This is a genomic window from Pseudomonas sp. S1_G07 (genome assembly GCF_054668565.1).
On the sequence record NZ_CP162778.1, the window covers coordinates 5,773,950 to 5,788,661 of the forward strand.

The window sequence follows — 14,712 nt, forward strand, 5'->3', positions numbered from 1 at the left end:
CGCCATGACTGACACCCTCCCCGACACCCCGGACACCGCCGTAATCGACGCCGCCTTGCAGATGGTCGAAGTGTGGAACCGCCTCAGCGCCGACAAGCAAGCCCTGCTGCTCAAGCGCTTCGGTACCCAGGAAAACGCCTTGGCCGCACTGGTCACCACCCAATTGCTCGCCCCTGCCAAGTCCTGACCTCTGACGTTTTTGCGTTTTACCGCCCTGCTCAGGCTTCAGCACCGCTATCATTAGCAGCCTATCTTTACCGGCTGCGACAGTGGACCTCTCCCCATGCCAGATACCCGACGCCCCATGGCGGTCACGCTGCAAGTTGTTTCCATCGTGCTGTTCACCTTTATCGGCTACCTGAATATCGGCATTCCCCTCGCCGTATTGCCCGGCTATGTGCACAGTGAGCTCGGCTACGGCGCGGTGATTGCCGGCCTGGTGATCAGCGTGCAATACCTGGCCACCCTGCTGAGCCGCCCCTATGCCGGGCGCATGATCGACAACCTGGGCAGCAAGCGCGCCGTGCTGATCGGCCTGACGGGCTGCGGCCTGAGCGGCGTATTCATGCTGATCGCGGCGTGGTCTTCGAACCTGCCGGCCCTGAGCCTGGGCAGTCTGCTGATCGGCCGTCTGGTGCTGGGCAGCGCGGAAAGCCTGGTGGGCTCGGGCGCCATTGGCTGGGGCATCGGTCGGGTGGGCGCAGCCAACACCGCCAAGGTCATCTCGTGGAACGGCATTGCCAGTTATGGCGCGCTGGCGGTCGGTGCGCCTTTGGGGGTGCTGCTGGTCAGGCACTTCGGGCTGTGGAGCATGGGCGTCAGCATTATTTTGCTGGCGGGGGTGGGCTTGCTGCTGGCCTGGAACAAGGTCGCCGCGCCGATTGTGACCGGCGTGCGACTGCCGTTCATGAATGTCCTCGGCCGGGTGTTGCCCCACGGTTGTGCGCTGGCCTTGGGCTCCATCGGCTTTGGCACCATCGCCACCTTCATCACCCTGTATTACACCACCCAGCACTGGGACAACGCGGTGTGGGCCCTGAGCCTGTTCGGTGCCAGCTTTATCGGCGCGCGCCTGCTGTTCGGACATTTGATCAACCGTATCGGCGGCTTTCGGGTGGCGATCGCCTGCCTGTCGGTAGAGATCCTCGGCCTGTTGCTGCTGTGGCTGGCGCCCGATGCCAACCTGGCCCTGGCCGGCGCGGCGTTGAGCGGTTTTGGCTTTTCCCTGGTGTTTCCGGCGCTGGGGGTGGAAGCGGTGAACCTGGTGCCCGCGTCCAGCCGAGGTTCGGCGGTGGGCGCCTACTCGCTGTTCATCGACCTGTCGCTGGGTATCACCGGCCCGCTGGCTGGGGCCGTGGCTGCCGGCTTCGGCTTTGTCTCGATCTTCCTGTTCGCGGCCCTCGCCGCACTCGCTGGCTTGCTGCTGAGCGTGCACCTGTACCGACAAGCTCGCAAGGCACGCGACGCCTAGAAGTCGACCTTGCCGCGCCCGGCCTTGATGCTGCCGCGCTTGGTCTTGGATTCCAGGCGACGCTTTTTCGAGCCCAGGGTGGGTTTGGTCGGGCGACGCTTCTTCTCCACCTTGGTGGCGCTGAGGATCAACTCCACCAGGCGTTCCAGCGCATCGGCGCGGTTCTGTTCCTGGGTCCGGTATTGCTGGGCCTTGAGCACCAGCACACCTTCGCTGGTGATACGGCTGTCACGCAGCGCCAGCAGACGCTCTTTGTAGAAATCCGGCAACGACGACGCCGGAATATCAAAGCGCAGGTGCACCGCGCTCGACACCTTGTTGACATTCTGCCCACCGGCGCCCTGGGCGCGGATGGCAGTCAACTCGATCTCGGCATCGGGCAGGTGCACGTTGTTGGAAATGACCAGCATCACTCAAAAACCTTAGGCAACGGATAAGCCAAACGTGGATAACAACATCGACAACAAGGCCACCTGCAAAATGAAAATACCCTTGATCGCTTTGCTAGGCACTTTAGCATTCATTCAAACTTCGCAGTCCTTCGCGGATCTTGCCAATGGCAAGAATCTCTATTCACAGCGATGTGCCATGTGCCACGGAACGGATCTCAAGGCAACGGGACCACTGGCCAGGAAAAGCAGCCCGCCTACGCCTGACCTTACAACCTCCGTGTTCAAAAAACGCCTGGCTGATTATCCGGGCGTAATTGTCTCTTCGGTCATCCTTCGTCCCAATGGAAACTTGATTCCAAAAACATTGCAGCAGAATGGTGTGAAGCTACCGCCGCACGCGTGGAGCGTTCTGGATTTTCGCGATTTGAATCAATACATGAGTGGTGTCATTTTAAAAAGCCGGTGAATGCCTCTCAAAAAGTGTATTCGAAACAAGCTGAATTTTCCGTCTACTTTTCTCACGCTTATCATCGAATAATGCCGATTCCAGCGCCTTGATCCTCCCTCGTAGGCTCACTCCCCCACACAAGGAAGTGAGCCCGTCATGTCTGAACGTGCCTACCCGATCACTGAAGAAGAACAACTCAAACGGCGAATCCTCACTCCGCAGCCATCGCGTGTGCCCTATTCGCCACCTATCGATTTATTCATCCCATCCCCAGCCCCAACACCCAAGCCAGCCATATTGGTGCGTTCAGTCCTATAACTGGCGAAAGAAAAAAACAGCCAAACCCAAAGAGAAACATCAAAAAATACCTGTGAGGAAAAACACCTATGAGCCTCAGAGTCATGCTCGAATGGTTTGAAAAATCTACCGGCTTCGGAGTTGGAGAAGAACCGTCAACTATATTTGAAGATGCTCATTCGATACTTGCTTCGTTTGAGCTAGAGAAAGACTATCAAATTTTCGATGGTGCTTACGATCTTAAGAAAAAGTGGATAGCGGTCCTACAACCTCACTTCAAACATGAGATGAAACAAGACAACTATGACTATCAGATATCATTCCACCACCAGGGGCCTTGGCCATACTGAGTATGTACTGGTAGCGAGTGGCCAGTTCCGCGAAGGAGCCACATGGGACTCAAAGTGAGATTGGAATGGTTCGACGGAACCACAGAGTGGCTACGCGGAACGGAGGACTCGGTGGATTTAGGAGACGATTACTCGGTGATTTCCAAACTCGGGCTGTCAGTAAACGAGGACGTCAATAACGGTATGTTTGAGCTACGGCAGGAGTGGTTATCACTGATTCAAGCGTACTTCTCTCATGAGATTATTTTTTCAGAAAGCGACTACTTCATTGCATTTGATTACGAACATGCACACGAGTGATACAGACTAAGAGCCCTTTCAACTAAGTACATTTCGCCTTTGTGTCTAAATTCCTGAAAGCAAATGCCCCGACAAGCCAGGGCGTTTGCTTTCAGCCGGTGCAAGCAGCGTTTTCACACAGCCCGCATATTTTGCTTACTCCAACGCCGCACTCGCCGTCGCCAACGCCGCTTCAGCACTGCGCTTGTTCTTGATCCAGTAACACACTGCCATAAACGCCACCCAAACCGGAATCGCGTACACCGACACCTGGATCCCCGGAATCATCAGCATGATCACCAGGATAAACACCACGAACGCCAGGCACACATAGTTGCCGTACGGGTACCACAGCGCCTTGAACAACGGCACCTGGCCGGTGCGGTTCATGTGTTGGCGGAACTTGAAGTGGGAATAGCTGATCATCGCCCAGTTGATCACCAGCGTGGCCACCACCAGGGACATCAGCAGTTCAAGCGCGTGTTGCGGGATGAAGTAATTCATCAGCACTGCCACAAGCGTCACCGCCGCCGAGGCGAGGATGGCGCGCACCGGCACGCCGCGCTTGTCGATCTTTGCCAGTGCCTTGGGCGCATCGCCCTGCTCGGCCATGCCCAGCAGCATGCGGCTGTTGCAATAGGTGCCGCTGTTGTACACCGACAGCGCGGCGGTGAGCACCACGAAGTTGAGGATGTGGGCGGCAGTGTTGCTGCCCAGCATCGAGAACACCTGCACGAACGGGCTGCCGCTGTAGGCATCGCCGGACGCGTTGAGGGTCGCCAGCAGGCTGTCCCACGGCGTCAGCGACAACAGCACCACCAGGGCGCCGATGTAGAAAATCAGGATACGGTAGATCACCTGGTTGATCGCCTTGGGGATCACGGTGCGCGGCTGGTCGGCTTCGGCGGCGGTAAACCCGAGCATTTCCAGGCCGCCGAAGGAGAACATGATGATCGCCATGGCCATCACCAGGCCGCCGACGCCATGGGGGAAGAAACCGCCGTGCTCCCACAGGTTGCTCACCGAGGCTTGCGGCCCGCCGCTGCCGCTGACCAGCAGGTAGCTGCCCAGCGCAATCATGCCGACGATGGCCACCACCTTGATGATCGCGAACCAGAATTCGGCTTCACCGAAGACTTTAACGTTGGCCAGGTTGATCAGGTTGATCAGCACGAAGAACGCCGCCGCCGAGACCCAGGTCGGGATCTGCGGCCACCAGTAGTGCACGTATTTGCCGACGGCCGTCAGCTCCGACATGCCCACCAGAATGTACAGGATCCAGCAGTTCCAGCCCGACAGGAAGCCGGCGAAACCGCCCCAGTACTTGTGGGCAAAATGGCTGAAGGAGCCGGCGACCGGCTCTTCGACGATCATTTCGCCGAGCTGGCGCATGATCATGAAGGCAATGAAGCCGCAAATGGCATAGCCCAGGATCATCGACGGGCCGGCGGATTTGAGCACGCCGGCCGAGCCGAGGAACAGGCCTGTACCGATGGCGCCACCGAGGGCGATCAACTGGATATGACGGTTTTTCAGGCCACGTTTCAGTTCGCCTGAAGAGGAATGGGGTTCGCTCATGAAAAGGGTCTCACGCAAGGTTTGATGATGTTGAATGCACGTGGCTGCCTTGAATCTCGACTCAGGCAGCGCCGCTCAAACCCCAGCGCAGGCACCAGGAGTACAGCGTCTTTCTAACGGTCATGCGTCACCTGTTTGTTTTTATCTGTGACGAAATCGAACCCGCCGGGCTCGTGGCCGGGCGGAGTGATCAGGGTGGGTAAACCCTGAGGTCTTGGCCTTCTGTGTGGTTACACAAAGGCGGTCACAGTAAAACGCGGCGCATTGTACACCGCTCGACCGCTTGGGGCCGCACTCCAACGGTGCACGAGACGAAGTGTCAGGTATTCCTGACGGCGCCAACCCACTCAATAATTTCGCCCTTAACACGTAAATTAATCGTTACAGCATGGAAAATAAGCGTTACAGCGGTTAATTAAAGGAAAATTGGCGGTAAGAAATTTTTGTGAAATGAGCACCGCCAGGGCACTGAATTTTCTGAATAAAAACCCTTGATCAAAATTCAGAACAAAAAATCCAAATGAGACCGTGTCAATAAATTTTTTGCATTCTGAAACACTCTCACCTAGGTTCTCCACTTGCCCAGCGAAGCCCGCTGGCAAGCCGTTCTCAAACAACGTCCTCTAGGAGATACACCATGCAAGCACTGGAAAACGACCTGGAAACCGAACTGCAACTCGACGATTGGTTTGAAGCGCCGACCCACGAGGCCGCCGTTGAAATGATGCAAGCCGATGCCGTTGTGCCATTTGGCACGGCGATGTGGCCTTTCTAACACCCGGCAGGCATCCGGCAGGTGCTGTGCACGGCACCTGCCCCCTTACCCAAGGCACAGAAGGACACACGTCATGGACAAGGCCCGCGCCGTCGAACACTTTCTCTATTACCTCGCCCACCACCCGGCCCTCCACGGCCTGAGTTGCCCCACCGTGCTGCTGGGCCATACCGAGCGCTACGACGCTATCGTCCAAGCCATCACCCGCAGCAGCGCCGCCCGTTTCAATTTCCAGGTGCAGCGCCTGGACCTGGCCGCCAGCGACACCCTGGCCCAGGCCATCGACGCCTGCGACCTGTACCTGTTTCTCTACGATTCTTCCACCCTGCCCAACCCACGCGCCGAAGGCCCGGATTTTATCCGCGCCCTGCAGGACGTCATGGCCGAGCACTGGAAGAAATCCCTGCTGTTCAAGGACTACGGCGACTACTTCTACGACACCTTCAGCGTCGAACCACAGCGCATCGCCGACCTCAATGCCACGCTGATCCGGCGCATGGGCCAGGCCAACGTACTGAGCTTTACCGACAAGCACGGTTCACGCCTGCAGGCACCGATGAGCAGTATCAAAAAGTGGACCAATATCAATGGCGTGGGCAACCACGACCTGGCTCCCGGCGAGATCGCCACCCACAGCGAAGCCATTAATGGCCAGGTGCGGTTTGTCGGCACCTTTCTCAGCACCATCCCCTTCGCGCGCAAATACGGCGTGCTGCAATCGCCACTGGAGCTGTGGATCGAGAACTCGACCGTCTGCAGCGTGGCCAGCGATGTGCCGGGGCTGGCGGATGATTTCAACAAGTACCTGAATGCCAACCCGTCCAACCGCCGCGTGGAGGAGTTGGGGATTGGCACCAATGAAGGGGTCAAGGATTTGTATGCACGCAATGCCGGGTTTGAGGAGCGCCATTGCGGCTTGCACCTGGGGCTGGGTGGCGGGCAGAAAGGCAGCCATCACCTGGATCTGATCTTCGCCAGCGGCGTGTTGGCATTGGATGACAAGCCAGTGTTTGATGGGCGATTTGCATTCTGAGCGCAGACTTGACTGACACTGAAGAACTCAATGTGGGAGCGGGCTTGCTCGCGAATGCGCGGTGTCAGTCAATGAATCTGGCGACTGATACACCGCATTCGCGAGCAAGCCCGCTCCCACATGTTTGACCGTATTTCACCCCAAAAAAAACGCCAACCCTCAGGTTGGCGTTTCTGTGCAGCGCTTACAGCATCACTGCGGCTTCTTGCGACCAAAACCAGGGCGCTGGCCGGAACCGGCCGGTGCGCCACGGCGCTTGCCCGACGGTTCGTCGGCTACCAGCTTCAAACCTGGGCGCTTTTTCGGCGCCGGCTTGGCTGGGCGCTTGGTGTTGGCGCTGTCAGCCGGGCGATCGGCGTCACCCCGGTTACTACGGCCACCGCTTGGCGCCTCACCCCGCGCAGGACGCGGGGTACGTGGTGCACGCTCGCCTTCCTGACGCGATGGCGCGGTTGGACGACGCTCGCCTTCGATCTGCGGTTCACGGGAGATGCGCCCGCCGGTGGCCGGCGCATTGAGTGCCGGGCGCAACGTGCGCGCCACGCGCTCGGTACGTGCCACAGGGCGCGACGATTTACGCTGCATGCGCTCAAGCTTGTCTTTGCTCTTGGCGTTCATCTGCGGCATGGCAACCGGCGTCAAACCGACTTCGGCGCTGAGAATGTCGACTTCGTACTGGCTCATTTCGCGCCAGCGACCCATCGGCAAATCGGAGTTCAGGAACACCGGGCCGAAACGCACGCGCTTCAGGCGGCTGACCACCAGGCCCTGGGATTCCCACAGGCGGCGCACTTCACGGTTACGGCCTTCCATCACCACGCAGTGGTACCAGTGGTTGAAACCTTCGCCACCGGGAGCCTGCTTGATATCAGTGAACTTGGCCGGGCCATCTTCGAGCACCACGCCGGCCTTGAGACGTTCGATCATCTCGTCATCGACTTCACCGCGCACGCGCACGGCGTATTCACGGTCCATCTCGTAGGACGGGTGCATCAGGCGGTTGGCCAGCTCACCGTCGGTGGTGAACATCAGCAAGCCGGTGGTGTTGATGTCCAGACGACCGATGTTGATCCAGCGGCCTTCTTTGGGCTTGGGCATCTTGTCGAACACGGTCGGACGGCCTTCCGGGTCGTCACGGGTGCAGATCTCGCCATCGGGCTTGTTGTACATGATCACGCGGCGCACCGATTCGGCGGCCTCTTCACGCTTGATCACCTTGCCATCGATGGTGATCGCATCGTGCAGGTCGACGCGCTGGCCGAGGGTAGCCTCGACGCCGTTGACCTTGATGCGCTTCTGGGTGATCCAGGCTTCGACGTCGCGGCGCGAGCCCACGCCGATACGCGCCAGCACCTTTTGCAGTTTTTCACCTGCTGGGCCGATTTCCTGGCTGTCGTTCTGGTCTTTGTCGTTCATCTTAAGCACCTCCCGGTGGGTCGATTCAGGCGTGGCCTGAAGAGTGTTGAAAGCGGGGCTTTGGCCGCATAGGTCGGCAAAGGGTCGCGAATCATACGCCGATGGCGCACATTGCGCATCAGAGACTAGTCGATAAGCGCCAGGTCATCGGTTTTTCCGCCGACCGGTGTGCCCCCCCACACATCCTGTAGGAGCGAGCTTGCTCGCGAAGATCGTCAGCAACAACGCGGGGCATCTGGTTGCCTGCGGTGTGCTTGCGTTTTTCGCGAGCAAGCTCGCTCCTACAGGGATCGCGTCAGTCTTCGAACTGGCGGCGCTCGGCCTCGATGGCTTCGGCCAGGGCGCGGGCTTCGTCTTCTTCGTCGCTCAGCGGCGGCTGTTCGAGGGCGGCAACGGCGGCCAGGAGTTTTTCGCGGGCGTCTGCCACGCCGAGGATGTCTTCCTCAGGTTCAGGCTCGACTTCCACGTTTACTTGGGCTTGCGGCTCGACTGCGCCATCGCGCAACAAGTCGTCGAAGTCGGTCTTGATCCCCTGCTCCATATCGTCCAGTTCCAACAACAGAGTATGGAAACTGGTTTCGTCCTTCGGCTCTTCCGGCTCGGCGGTGGCGTCGGCCAATTCCTGCAGACTCGCCGGTACCGGCACATCATCGAAGTCCAGCACCGGTTCGGCTTCCATTTCGCGCAGCTCGGCCAAAGGCGGCAGGTCGTCGAGGTTCTTCAGGTTGAAGTGGTCGAGGAACACCTTGGTGGTGGCGAACATCGCCGGTTTGCCGGGCACATCGCGGTAGCCGACGATACGGATCCATTCGCGCTCCAACAGGGTCTTGACGATATGGCTGTTGACCGCCACGCCGCGCACGTCCTCGATCTCGCCGCGGGTAATGGGCTGGCGATAGGCGATCAGCGCCATGGTTTCCAGCATCGCCCGTGAATAGCGCTGCGGGCGTTCTTCCCACAAGCGGCCCACCCATGGCGAAAACTGCTCACGGATCTGCAGGCGATACCCCGATGCCACTTCGCGCAGCTCAAAGGCGCGGCCCTCGCAGGACTTGCGCAGGATCTCCAGCGCCTTCTTGAACACCGGCGGTTCGGGGCGTTCGGCTTCTTCAAAGAGTTCGAACAGGCGTTCCAGGGATTGCGGTTTACCCGAGGCCAGGAGAAACGCCTCCAGCAGGGGCGCCAGTTCGCGGGGTTCAGTCAGATTCATCGATTCAGCTCTTTATTCGGCTCGCGCCCGCACGTGGATAGCCGCAAAAGGCTCATTCTGGACCAGCTCGACCAAGGACTCCTTGACCAGTTCGAGGATCGCCATAAAGGTCACCACCACACCCAGGCGCCCTTCTTCGGCGGTAAACAGCTCGACAAACGGCACAAATCCGCCACCTTTGAGGCGTTCCAGCACATCACTCATGCGCTCGCGGGTCGACAACGCCTCACGGCTGACCTGATGGTGTTCAAACATGTCGCCACGGCGCAGCACCTCGGCCATGGACATCAGCAACTCTTCCAGGCTCACGTCCGGCAGCAGCTTGCGCGCGCGGGCCTCGGGGGCGTCGAGCTTGGGCACCACCACGTCACGACCGACCCGGCTCAAGCCGTCGATGCCTTCGGCGGCGGCCTTGAAGCGTTCGTACTCCTGCAGGCGGCGGATCAGTTCGGCGCGCGGATCGTCTTCTTCGGCCTCGACCGTCTCCGAGCGCGGCAACAGCATGCGCGACTTGATCTCGGCGAGCATGGCGGCCATCACCAGGTACTCGGCGGCCAACTCCAGGCGCACCGACTGCATCAGCTCCACATAGCCCATGTACTGGCGGGTGATTTCCGCCACCGGGATGTCGAGGATATTGATGTTCTGCTTGCGGATCAGGTAGAGCAGCAAGTCCAGCGGGCCTTCGAAGGCGTCAAGGAAGACTTCCAGGGCGTCCGGTGGAATGTACAAATCCAGGGGCATTTCCAGCACGGCCTGGCCATACACCATGGCGAACGGCAGTTCCTGCTGGGCGCCGGCCTGGGGGTCGACGGTTTCCACAGACGACATTCAGGCCTCGACCATAAAGGGCGCAGGGTCTCCGCAGCCGACACGGATCACCTCGGGCTCGCCATCGGCCAGGTTGATCACGGTGGAGGCTTTGCCGCCGCCGAAGCCGCCGTCGATGATCAGGTCTACCTGCTTTTCCAGCAACTGGCGCATTTCGTACGGGTCTTCCAGGGGTTCGGTATCGCCGGGCATGATCAACGACACGCTCATCAGCGGCTCACCCAGCTCGGCCAGCAGCGCCAGAGCAATCGGGTGCTCCGGCACGCGCAGGCCGATGGTGCGCTTCTTCGGGTGCAGCAGCAGGCGCGGCACTTCGCGGGTGGCATTGAGAATAAAGGTGTACGGCCCCGGCGTATGGGCCTTGAGCAGCCGGAACGTGCCCGTATCGACCTTGGCGAACAGCCCCAGTTGGGACAAGTCGCTGCAGATCAGGGCGAAGTTGTGCTTGTCGTCCAGCTGACGCAGGCGCCTGACACGCTCGACCGCGCCCTTGTCGCCGATCTGGCAACCGATGGCGTAGGACGAATCGGTTGGGTAGATCACCACGCCACCGGCGCGAATGATCTCCACAGCCTGTTTAATCAGGCGCGCCTGGGGGTTTTCCGGATGAATCTGGAAGAATTGACTCACGTGTTCTACCTGTTCAGACGGTGGCAATAATGGGGTCATGCTTGAATCGCCCCCACAACAGCGGCAAGTCTTCCGGGACCGGACGATACTCGCCGATCTCGGACCAGCCGCCTGGGCCATGAAAGTCACTGCCGGCACTGACCAGCAGACCAAATTCGCGGGCAAGAATCGCCAGGCTGCCGACCTGTTCGGCGGGTTGATGCCCGTTGACCACTTCGATCGCGTGGCCGCCCGCTCCAATATAGTCGGCAATCAGCTTGCGACGCTTGCTGCGAGTGAAATCGTAATGCCAGGGATGCGCCAGGCTGACCCAGGCCCCGGCGGCCCGCAGGGTCTCGACGGTGTCTTCGAGGGTCGGCCAGTGTTGCTTCACATCGCCCAGCTTGCCGGCGCCCAGCCATTTGCGAAAGGCTTCGGCGCGATCCTTGACCATGCCTTCACGCACCATCCAGTCGGCAAAGTGCGGCCGGGCCGGTGCATTGCCGCTGTCGCCCAGTTCCTGCTGGATGGCGCGGGCGCCGTCGAGGGCATTGGGCATGCCTTTGAGGCTGAGCTTGCGACTTATTTCTTCGGACCGCAGCCAGCGGCCATCGTGCAAATCGGCGATGGCCCGCACCAGCGGCGGGGCCGTTTGATCGAAGCCGTAGCCGAGCACATGAATGGTTGCGCCGCCCCAGGTGCAGGACAATTCCACGCCATTGACCAGCTGCATGCCCAGGGCATGGGCCGTGGTACGGGCTTCATCGAGGCCTTCGAGGGTGTCGTGATCGGTCAATGACAGGACTCGCACGCCTTTTTCAAACGCCCGCGCAACCAGTACCGCGGGCGCCAGGGCGCCGTCGGAGGCCGTGCTGTGGCAGTGCAAATCAACATTCACGGAAGTGTGTAACCTCAAGTCAGGTGGCGCTTTCGCTACCAAGGATGTTTGTTATTATGCCGCCACATCCAGCTTCTGGCTCTTACTGTGAAACAATTCATCGACTTCATCCCGCTGTTGCTGTTTTTCATCGTTTACAAACTCGACCCCAGGGTCATCGATATCGCAGGCCATGAGCTCACCGTCGGAGGCATCTACAGCGCCACCGCCGTGCTGATCATCAGCTCGCTGGTGGTCTACGGCACCCTCTTTATCTCCCAGCGCAAACTGGAAAAAAGCCAATGGCTGACCCTGGTCGCGTGCCTGGTCTTCGGCAGCCTGACCCTGGCCTTCCACAGTGAAACCTTCCTTAAATGGAAGGCCCCGGTGGTGAACTGGCTGTTCGCCCTGGCGTTCATCGGCAGCCACTTCATTGGCGACCGCCTGTTGATCAAGCGGATCATGGGCCACGCGCTGACCCTGCCGGAGCCGGTGTGGGTGCGTTTGAACGTGGCCTGGATCATATTTTTCCTGTTCTGCGGCGCCGCCAACCTGTTCGTGGCCTTTACCTTCCAGGACTACTGGGTCGACTTCAAGGTGTTCGGCAGCCTGGGCATGACCGTATTGTTCCTGATCGGCCAGGGCATCTACCTGTCGCGCCACCTGCATGACACCGACCCCACCACGCCGAAAACCGAGGACTGACATGCTCTACGCCATCATTGCCACCGACGTGGCCAACTCGTTGGAGAAACGCCTGAGTGTGCGCCCGGCCCACGTCGAGCGCCTGAAAGTGCTGCAGGCCGAAGGGCGCATTGTCCTCGCCGGCCCGCACCCGGCCGTGGACAGCAACGACCCGGGCGACGCCGGTTTCACCGGTAGCCTGATCGTTGCCGAGTTCGCCTCCCTGGCCGACGCCCAGGCCTGGGCCGGGGCCGATCCTTACGTAGCAGCCGGTGTGTATGCCGACGTCGTAATCAAGCCGTTCAAACAAGTCCTGCCTTGACCGGGGTCATGCCGAACCTATTGCGTTCGGCACACTCCTAATTGCTCATTATTCTGGGTAACCTGCCGACAACGTTCTGAATATTCGTGTGGAATCAGGAGTTCCGATGCGCTTACGTCAGTTGTGTCTGTTGGCAGTGTTAATGATCGGGGCCACGGCCCACGCTGAAGAAACCTCGAACACCGGCGGTTCCACGCCCTTGTCCTTGAGTGCCGGCAGCCAGATCACCGAATTGCAGCAACGCTTGAAAGAAAGCGAGCGACTGCGTGAAGAGCTGAGCAAACAACTGCAAAGCGCGGAAGCCAGCCGCGAAAGCGCTCAACTGAGTCGCCTTCGCCAAGAAAACCAGCGCCTGGCCCAGCAGCTCAAAGAGACACAGGGCGGAATCTTGACCCAATGGCTGACCGAGCAGCAACAGTGGTTTGTCACTGGCGCCGCCGTCGCACTGATCGCCTTGCTGTGCGGGGTCTTCGCCAGCGGTGGGCACCGTCGCCGTCGACAATGGCTAAATTGAGTGAGTCATGAGCGAGCTGTTACTGATAGATGATGACCAGGAGCTCTGCGAGCTGCTGACCAGTTGGCTGAGCCAGGAAGGCTTCCAGGTACGCGCTTGCCACGACGGCTTGAGCGCGCGCAAAGCCTTGGCCGGCAGCGCCCCGGCGGCGGTGGTGCTCGACGTGATGCTGCCCGACGGCAGCGGCCTTGAGCTACTCAAGCAATTGCGCAACGACCACCCGGATTTGCCGGTGCTGATGCTCTCGGCGCGGGGCGAACCGCTGGACCGCATCCTTGGCCTGGAACTGGGCGCCGACGATTACCTGGCCAAGCCATGCGACCCACGCGAACTGACCGCCCGCCTGCGCGCGGTATTGCGCCGCAGCCACCCGGCGGCGGTGTCTACCCAACTGGAACTGGGCGACCTGTGCTTCAGCCCGGTGCGCGGCGTGGTCAGCATCGATGAACAGGAATTCGCCCTCACCGTCTCCGAAAGCCGCCTGCTCGAAGCCTTGCTGCGCCAGCCCGGCGAGCCCCTGGATAAACAGGAACTGGCGCAGATCGCCCTGGGCCGCAAGCTGACCCTTTACGATCGCAGCCTGGACATGCACGTGAGCAACCTGCGCAAAAAAATCGGCCCGCACCCGGATGGCCGGCCACGCATCGTGGCGTTGCGCAGCCGCGGCTATTACTACAGCCTCTAAGAGGCAGCTTTAAGTGGCAAGCTTCAAGCGGCAAGTGAAAAGCTGCTACTTGCCGCTTGCAGCTAAAAACTTGCAGCTGCCGCCCTCCCTTAACCGAGGTTACTATTACAGCCTTTAAGAGGCAGCTGTAAGTGGCAAGCTTCAAGCGGCAAGTGAAAAGCTGTTACTTGCCGCTTGCAGCTAAAAACTTGCAGCTGCCGCCCTCCCTTAACCGAGGTTACTATTACAGCCTTTAAGAGGCAGCTGTAAGTGGCAAGCTTCAAGCGGCAAGTGAAAAGCTGTTACTTGCCGCTTGCAGCTAAAAACTTGCAGCTGCCGCCCTCCCCCTTACCAAACCTTTACCCTCCCCTGACGGCGGCTGACCTTGATCTCCTTAATCTACTCACATCCGGACTCACCGGAATAGAGACAGGAGAATCACCATGCGCAAGACCCTTATCGCTTTGATGTTCGCCGCGGCCCTGCCGACCGTTGCCCTGGCTGCAATGCCCGAAGGCCCAGGCCCTGGCCCGATGGGGGGCCCTGAAGGTCACATGATGGGCGGCCCTGGCCCTGGCGGTGAACATGGCCCGCGTGGCAAAGGCGGCCCATTCAGCCAGTTGGACCTGAGCCGCGAACAGCGCGAACACATCGGCAGACTGATGGGTGACCAATGGCACGCTCGCAAGGAGCTGGTCAAAAAGTACCTGGACAAACTGCCGGCCGCCGACCAGAAGGCCATGCAGGAGGAAATAGCTGCCAACCGGCAGAAAACCCAGGCGGATATCCGCGCCGTGCTCAAGCCTGACCAGCAGAAGAAATTTGACGAGATCGTCAAGAAGCAAGAACAGCGCCGTGCCGAGTGGAAGGAATTCCAGGCCTGGAAAGCGCAACAGCCGCAAAAAGCGCAATAATGCCCCCGCGTTAACGCGCCCAGCCCAGTGGCCCCCGCCGCTGGGCTT

General features: G+C 59.9%; 19 protein-coding genes and 1 pseudogene. 13 read left to right on the plus strand and 7 right to left on the minus strand.

The window, feature by feature from the left end:
- The first annotated feature begins 4 nt into the window (after positions 1–4).
- Together AB4O05_RS26335 and AB4O05_RS26340 are read left to right on the plus strand one after the other, a co-directional pair.
- Positions 5–187 carry a hypothetical protein gene (locus AB4O05_RS26335; protein ID WP_460134462.1) on the plus strand — a complete coding sequence of 61 codons (183 nt, stop codon included), beginning with the start codon at positions 5–7 and terminating at the stop codon, positions 185–187.
- Positions 188–283: 96 nt separating this feature from the next.
- Positions 284–1,471: an MFS transporter gene (locus AB4O05_RS26340; RefSeq protein WP_460134460.1), complete on the plus strand. Its 1,188-nt coding sequence runs from the start codon at positions 284–286 to the stop codon at positions 1,469–1,471.
- Here the strand turns inward: AB4O05_RS26340 and arfB are convergent.
- Entirely contained in the window at positions 1,468–1,881 is a 414-nt protein-coding gene (arfB, locus tag AB4O05_RS26345) for an alternative ribosome rescue aminoacyl-tRNA hydrolase ArfB (RefSeq protein ID WP_034109044.1), read from the minus strand. The two genes, AB4O05_RS26340 and arfB, sit on opposite strands and share 4 nt — an antisense overlap.
- A gap of 70 nt (positions 1,882–1,951) precedes the next feature.
- Here arfB and AB4O05_RS26350 point away from each other — a divergent pair, with 70 nt between their 5' ends.
- The 4 genes and pseudogenes from AB4O05_RS26350 (at position 1,952) to AB4O05_RS26365 (ending at position 3,258) form a co-directional block, all read left to right on the plus strand.
- Positions 1,952–2,329 carry a c-type cytochrome gene (locus AB4O05_RS26350; RefSeq protein WP_460137739.1) on the plus strand — a complete coding sequence of 126 codons (378 nt, stop codon included), beginning with the start codon at positions 1,952–1,954 and terminating at the stop codon, positions 2,327–2,329.
- 138 nt (positions 2,330–2,467) lie between these two features.
- A pseudogene (locus tag AB4O05_RS26355) lies at positions 2,468–2,605 on the plus strand (detoxification); the annotation flags it as partial.
- Between the two features lie 92 nt (positions 2,606–2,697).
- The gene (locus tag AB4O05_RS26360) at positions 2,698–2,958 is read left to right on the plus strand and encodes a colicin E3-like toxin immunity protein (protein ID WP_460134459.1); all 261 of its coding nucleotides are present in this window, start codon (positions 2,698–2,700) and stop codon (positions 2,956–2,958) included.
- A 42-nt stretch (positions 2,959–3,000) separates the two neighbouring features.
- Entirely contained in the window at positions 3,001–3,258 is a 258-nt protein-coding gene (locus AB4O05_RS26365) for a colicin E3-like toxin immunity protein (RefSeq protein WP_460134458.1), read from the plus strand.
- Positions 3,259–3,393: 135 nt separating this feature from the next.
- Here AB4O05_RS26365 and AB4O05_RS26370 read toward each other — a convergent pair whose 3' ends face one another.
- Positions 3,394–4,815 carry an amino acid permease gene (locus tag AB4O05_RS26370; protein ID WP_460134457.1) on the minus strand — a complete coding sequence of 474 codons (1,422 nt, stop codon included), beginning with the start codon at positions 4,813–4,815 and terminating at the stop codon, positions 3,394–3,396.
- A gap of 637 nt (positions 4,816–5,452) precedes the next feature.
- On the opposite strand from AB4O05_RS26370, the gene AB4O05_RS26375 reads away from it, so the two are divergent.
- A complete protein-coding gene (locus tag AB4O05_RS26375; RefSeq protein ID WP_003175756.1) occupies positions 5,453–5,590 on the plus strand; it encodes a hypothetical protein in 138 nt (45 codons plus the stop codon).
- A gap of 73 nt (positions 5,591–5,663) precedes the next feature.
- Entirely contained in the window at positions 5,664–6,623 is a 960-nt protein-coding gene (locus AB4O05_RS26380) for a M29 family metallopeptidase (protein ID WP_460134455.1), read from the plus strand.
- Between the two features lie 192 nt (positions 6,624–6,815).
- Here the strand turns inward: AB4O05_RS26380 and rluB are convergent, their stop codons facing one another.
- From rluB to AB4O05_RS26405, 5 genes are all read right to left on the minus strand, one after another.
- Positions 6,816–8,039 (minus strand): 23S rRNA pseudouridine(2605) synthase RluB, encoded by a 1,224-nt coding sequence (rluB, locus tag AB4O05_RS26385; RefSeq protein WP_460134453.1) that lies wholly within the window; start codon positions 8,037–8,039, stop codon positions 6,816–6,818.
- Positions 8,040–8,334: 295 nt separating this feature from the next.
- Complete coding sequence (scpB, locus tag AB4O05_RS26390) at positions 8,335–9,249, minus strand: SMC-Scp complex subunit ScpB (RefSeq protein WP_460134451.1); 915 nt, start codon at positions 9,247–9,249, stop codon at positions 8,335–8,337.
- A gap of 12 nt (positions 9,250–9,261) precedes the next feature.
- Positions 9,262–9,960, minus strand: coding sequence for a segregation and condensation protein A (locus AB4O05_RS26395; RefSeq protein ID WP_173390412.1), 699 nt, complete (start codon positions 9,958–9,960; stop codon positions 9,262–9,264).
- 120 nt (positions 9,961–10,080) lie between these two features.
- Positions 10,081–10,710, minus strand: coding sequence for an L-threonylcarbamoyladenylate synthase (locus tag AB4O05_RS26400; protein ID WP_015885581.1), 630 nt, complete (start codon positions 10,708–10,710; stop codon positions 10,081–10,083).
- Between the two features lie 13 nt (positions 10,711–10,723).
- On the minus strand, positions 10,724–11,587 hold the full coding sequence (locus tag AB4O05_RS26405) for a PHP domain-containing protein (RefSeq protein ID WP_460134450.1): 864 nt from the start codon (positions 11,585–11,587) through the stop codon (positions 10,724–10,726).
- A gap of 87 nt (positions 11,588–11,674) precedes the next feature.
- Here AB4O05_RS26405 and AB4O05_RS26410 point away from each other — a divergent pair, with 87 nt between their 5' ends.
- The 5 genes from AB4O05_RS26410 (at position 11,675) to AB4O05_RS26430 (ending at position 14,664) form a co-directional block, all read left to right on the plus strand.
- Entirely contained in the window at positions 11,675–12,271 is a 597-nt protein-coding gene (locus tag AB4O05_RS26410; RefSeq protein WP_460164818.1) for a septation protein A, read from the plus strand.
- Between the two features lies 1 nt (position 12,272).
- Positions 12,273–12,572, plus strand: coding sequence for a YciI family protein (locus AB4O05_RS26415; protein WP_460134448.1), 300 nt, complete (start codon positions 12,273–12,275; stop codon positions 12,570–12,572).
- Between the two features lie 106 nt (positions 12,573–12,678).
- Complete coding sequence (locus AB4O05_RS26420; protein WP_460134447.1) at positions 12,679–13,086, plus strand: translation initiation factor 2; 408 nt, start codon at positions 12,679–12,681, stop codon at positions 13,084–13,086.
- 7 nt (positions 13,087–13,093) lie between these two features.
- A complete protein-coding gene (locus AB4O05_RS26425) occupies positions 13,094–13,771 on the plus strand; it encodes a response regulator transcription factor (RefSeq protein WP_460134446.1) in 678 nt (225 codons plus the stop codon).
- A gap of 422 nt (positions 13,772–14,193) precedes the next feature.
- The gene (locus tag AB4O05_RS26430; protein WP_460134444.1) at positions 14,194–14,664 is read left to right on the plus strand and encodes an LTXXQ domain protein; all 471 of its coding nucleotides are present in this window, start codon (positions 14,194–14,196) and stop codon (positions 14,662–14,664) included.
- The last annotated feature ends 48 nt before the right edge of the window (positions 14,665–14,712 follow it).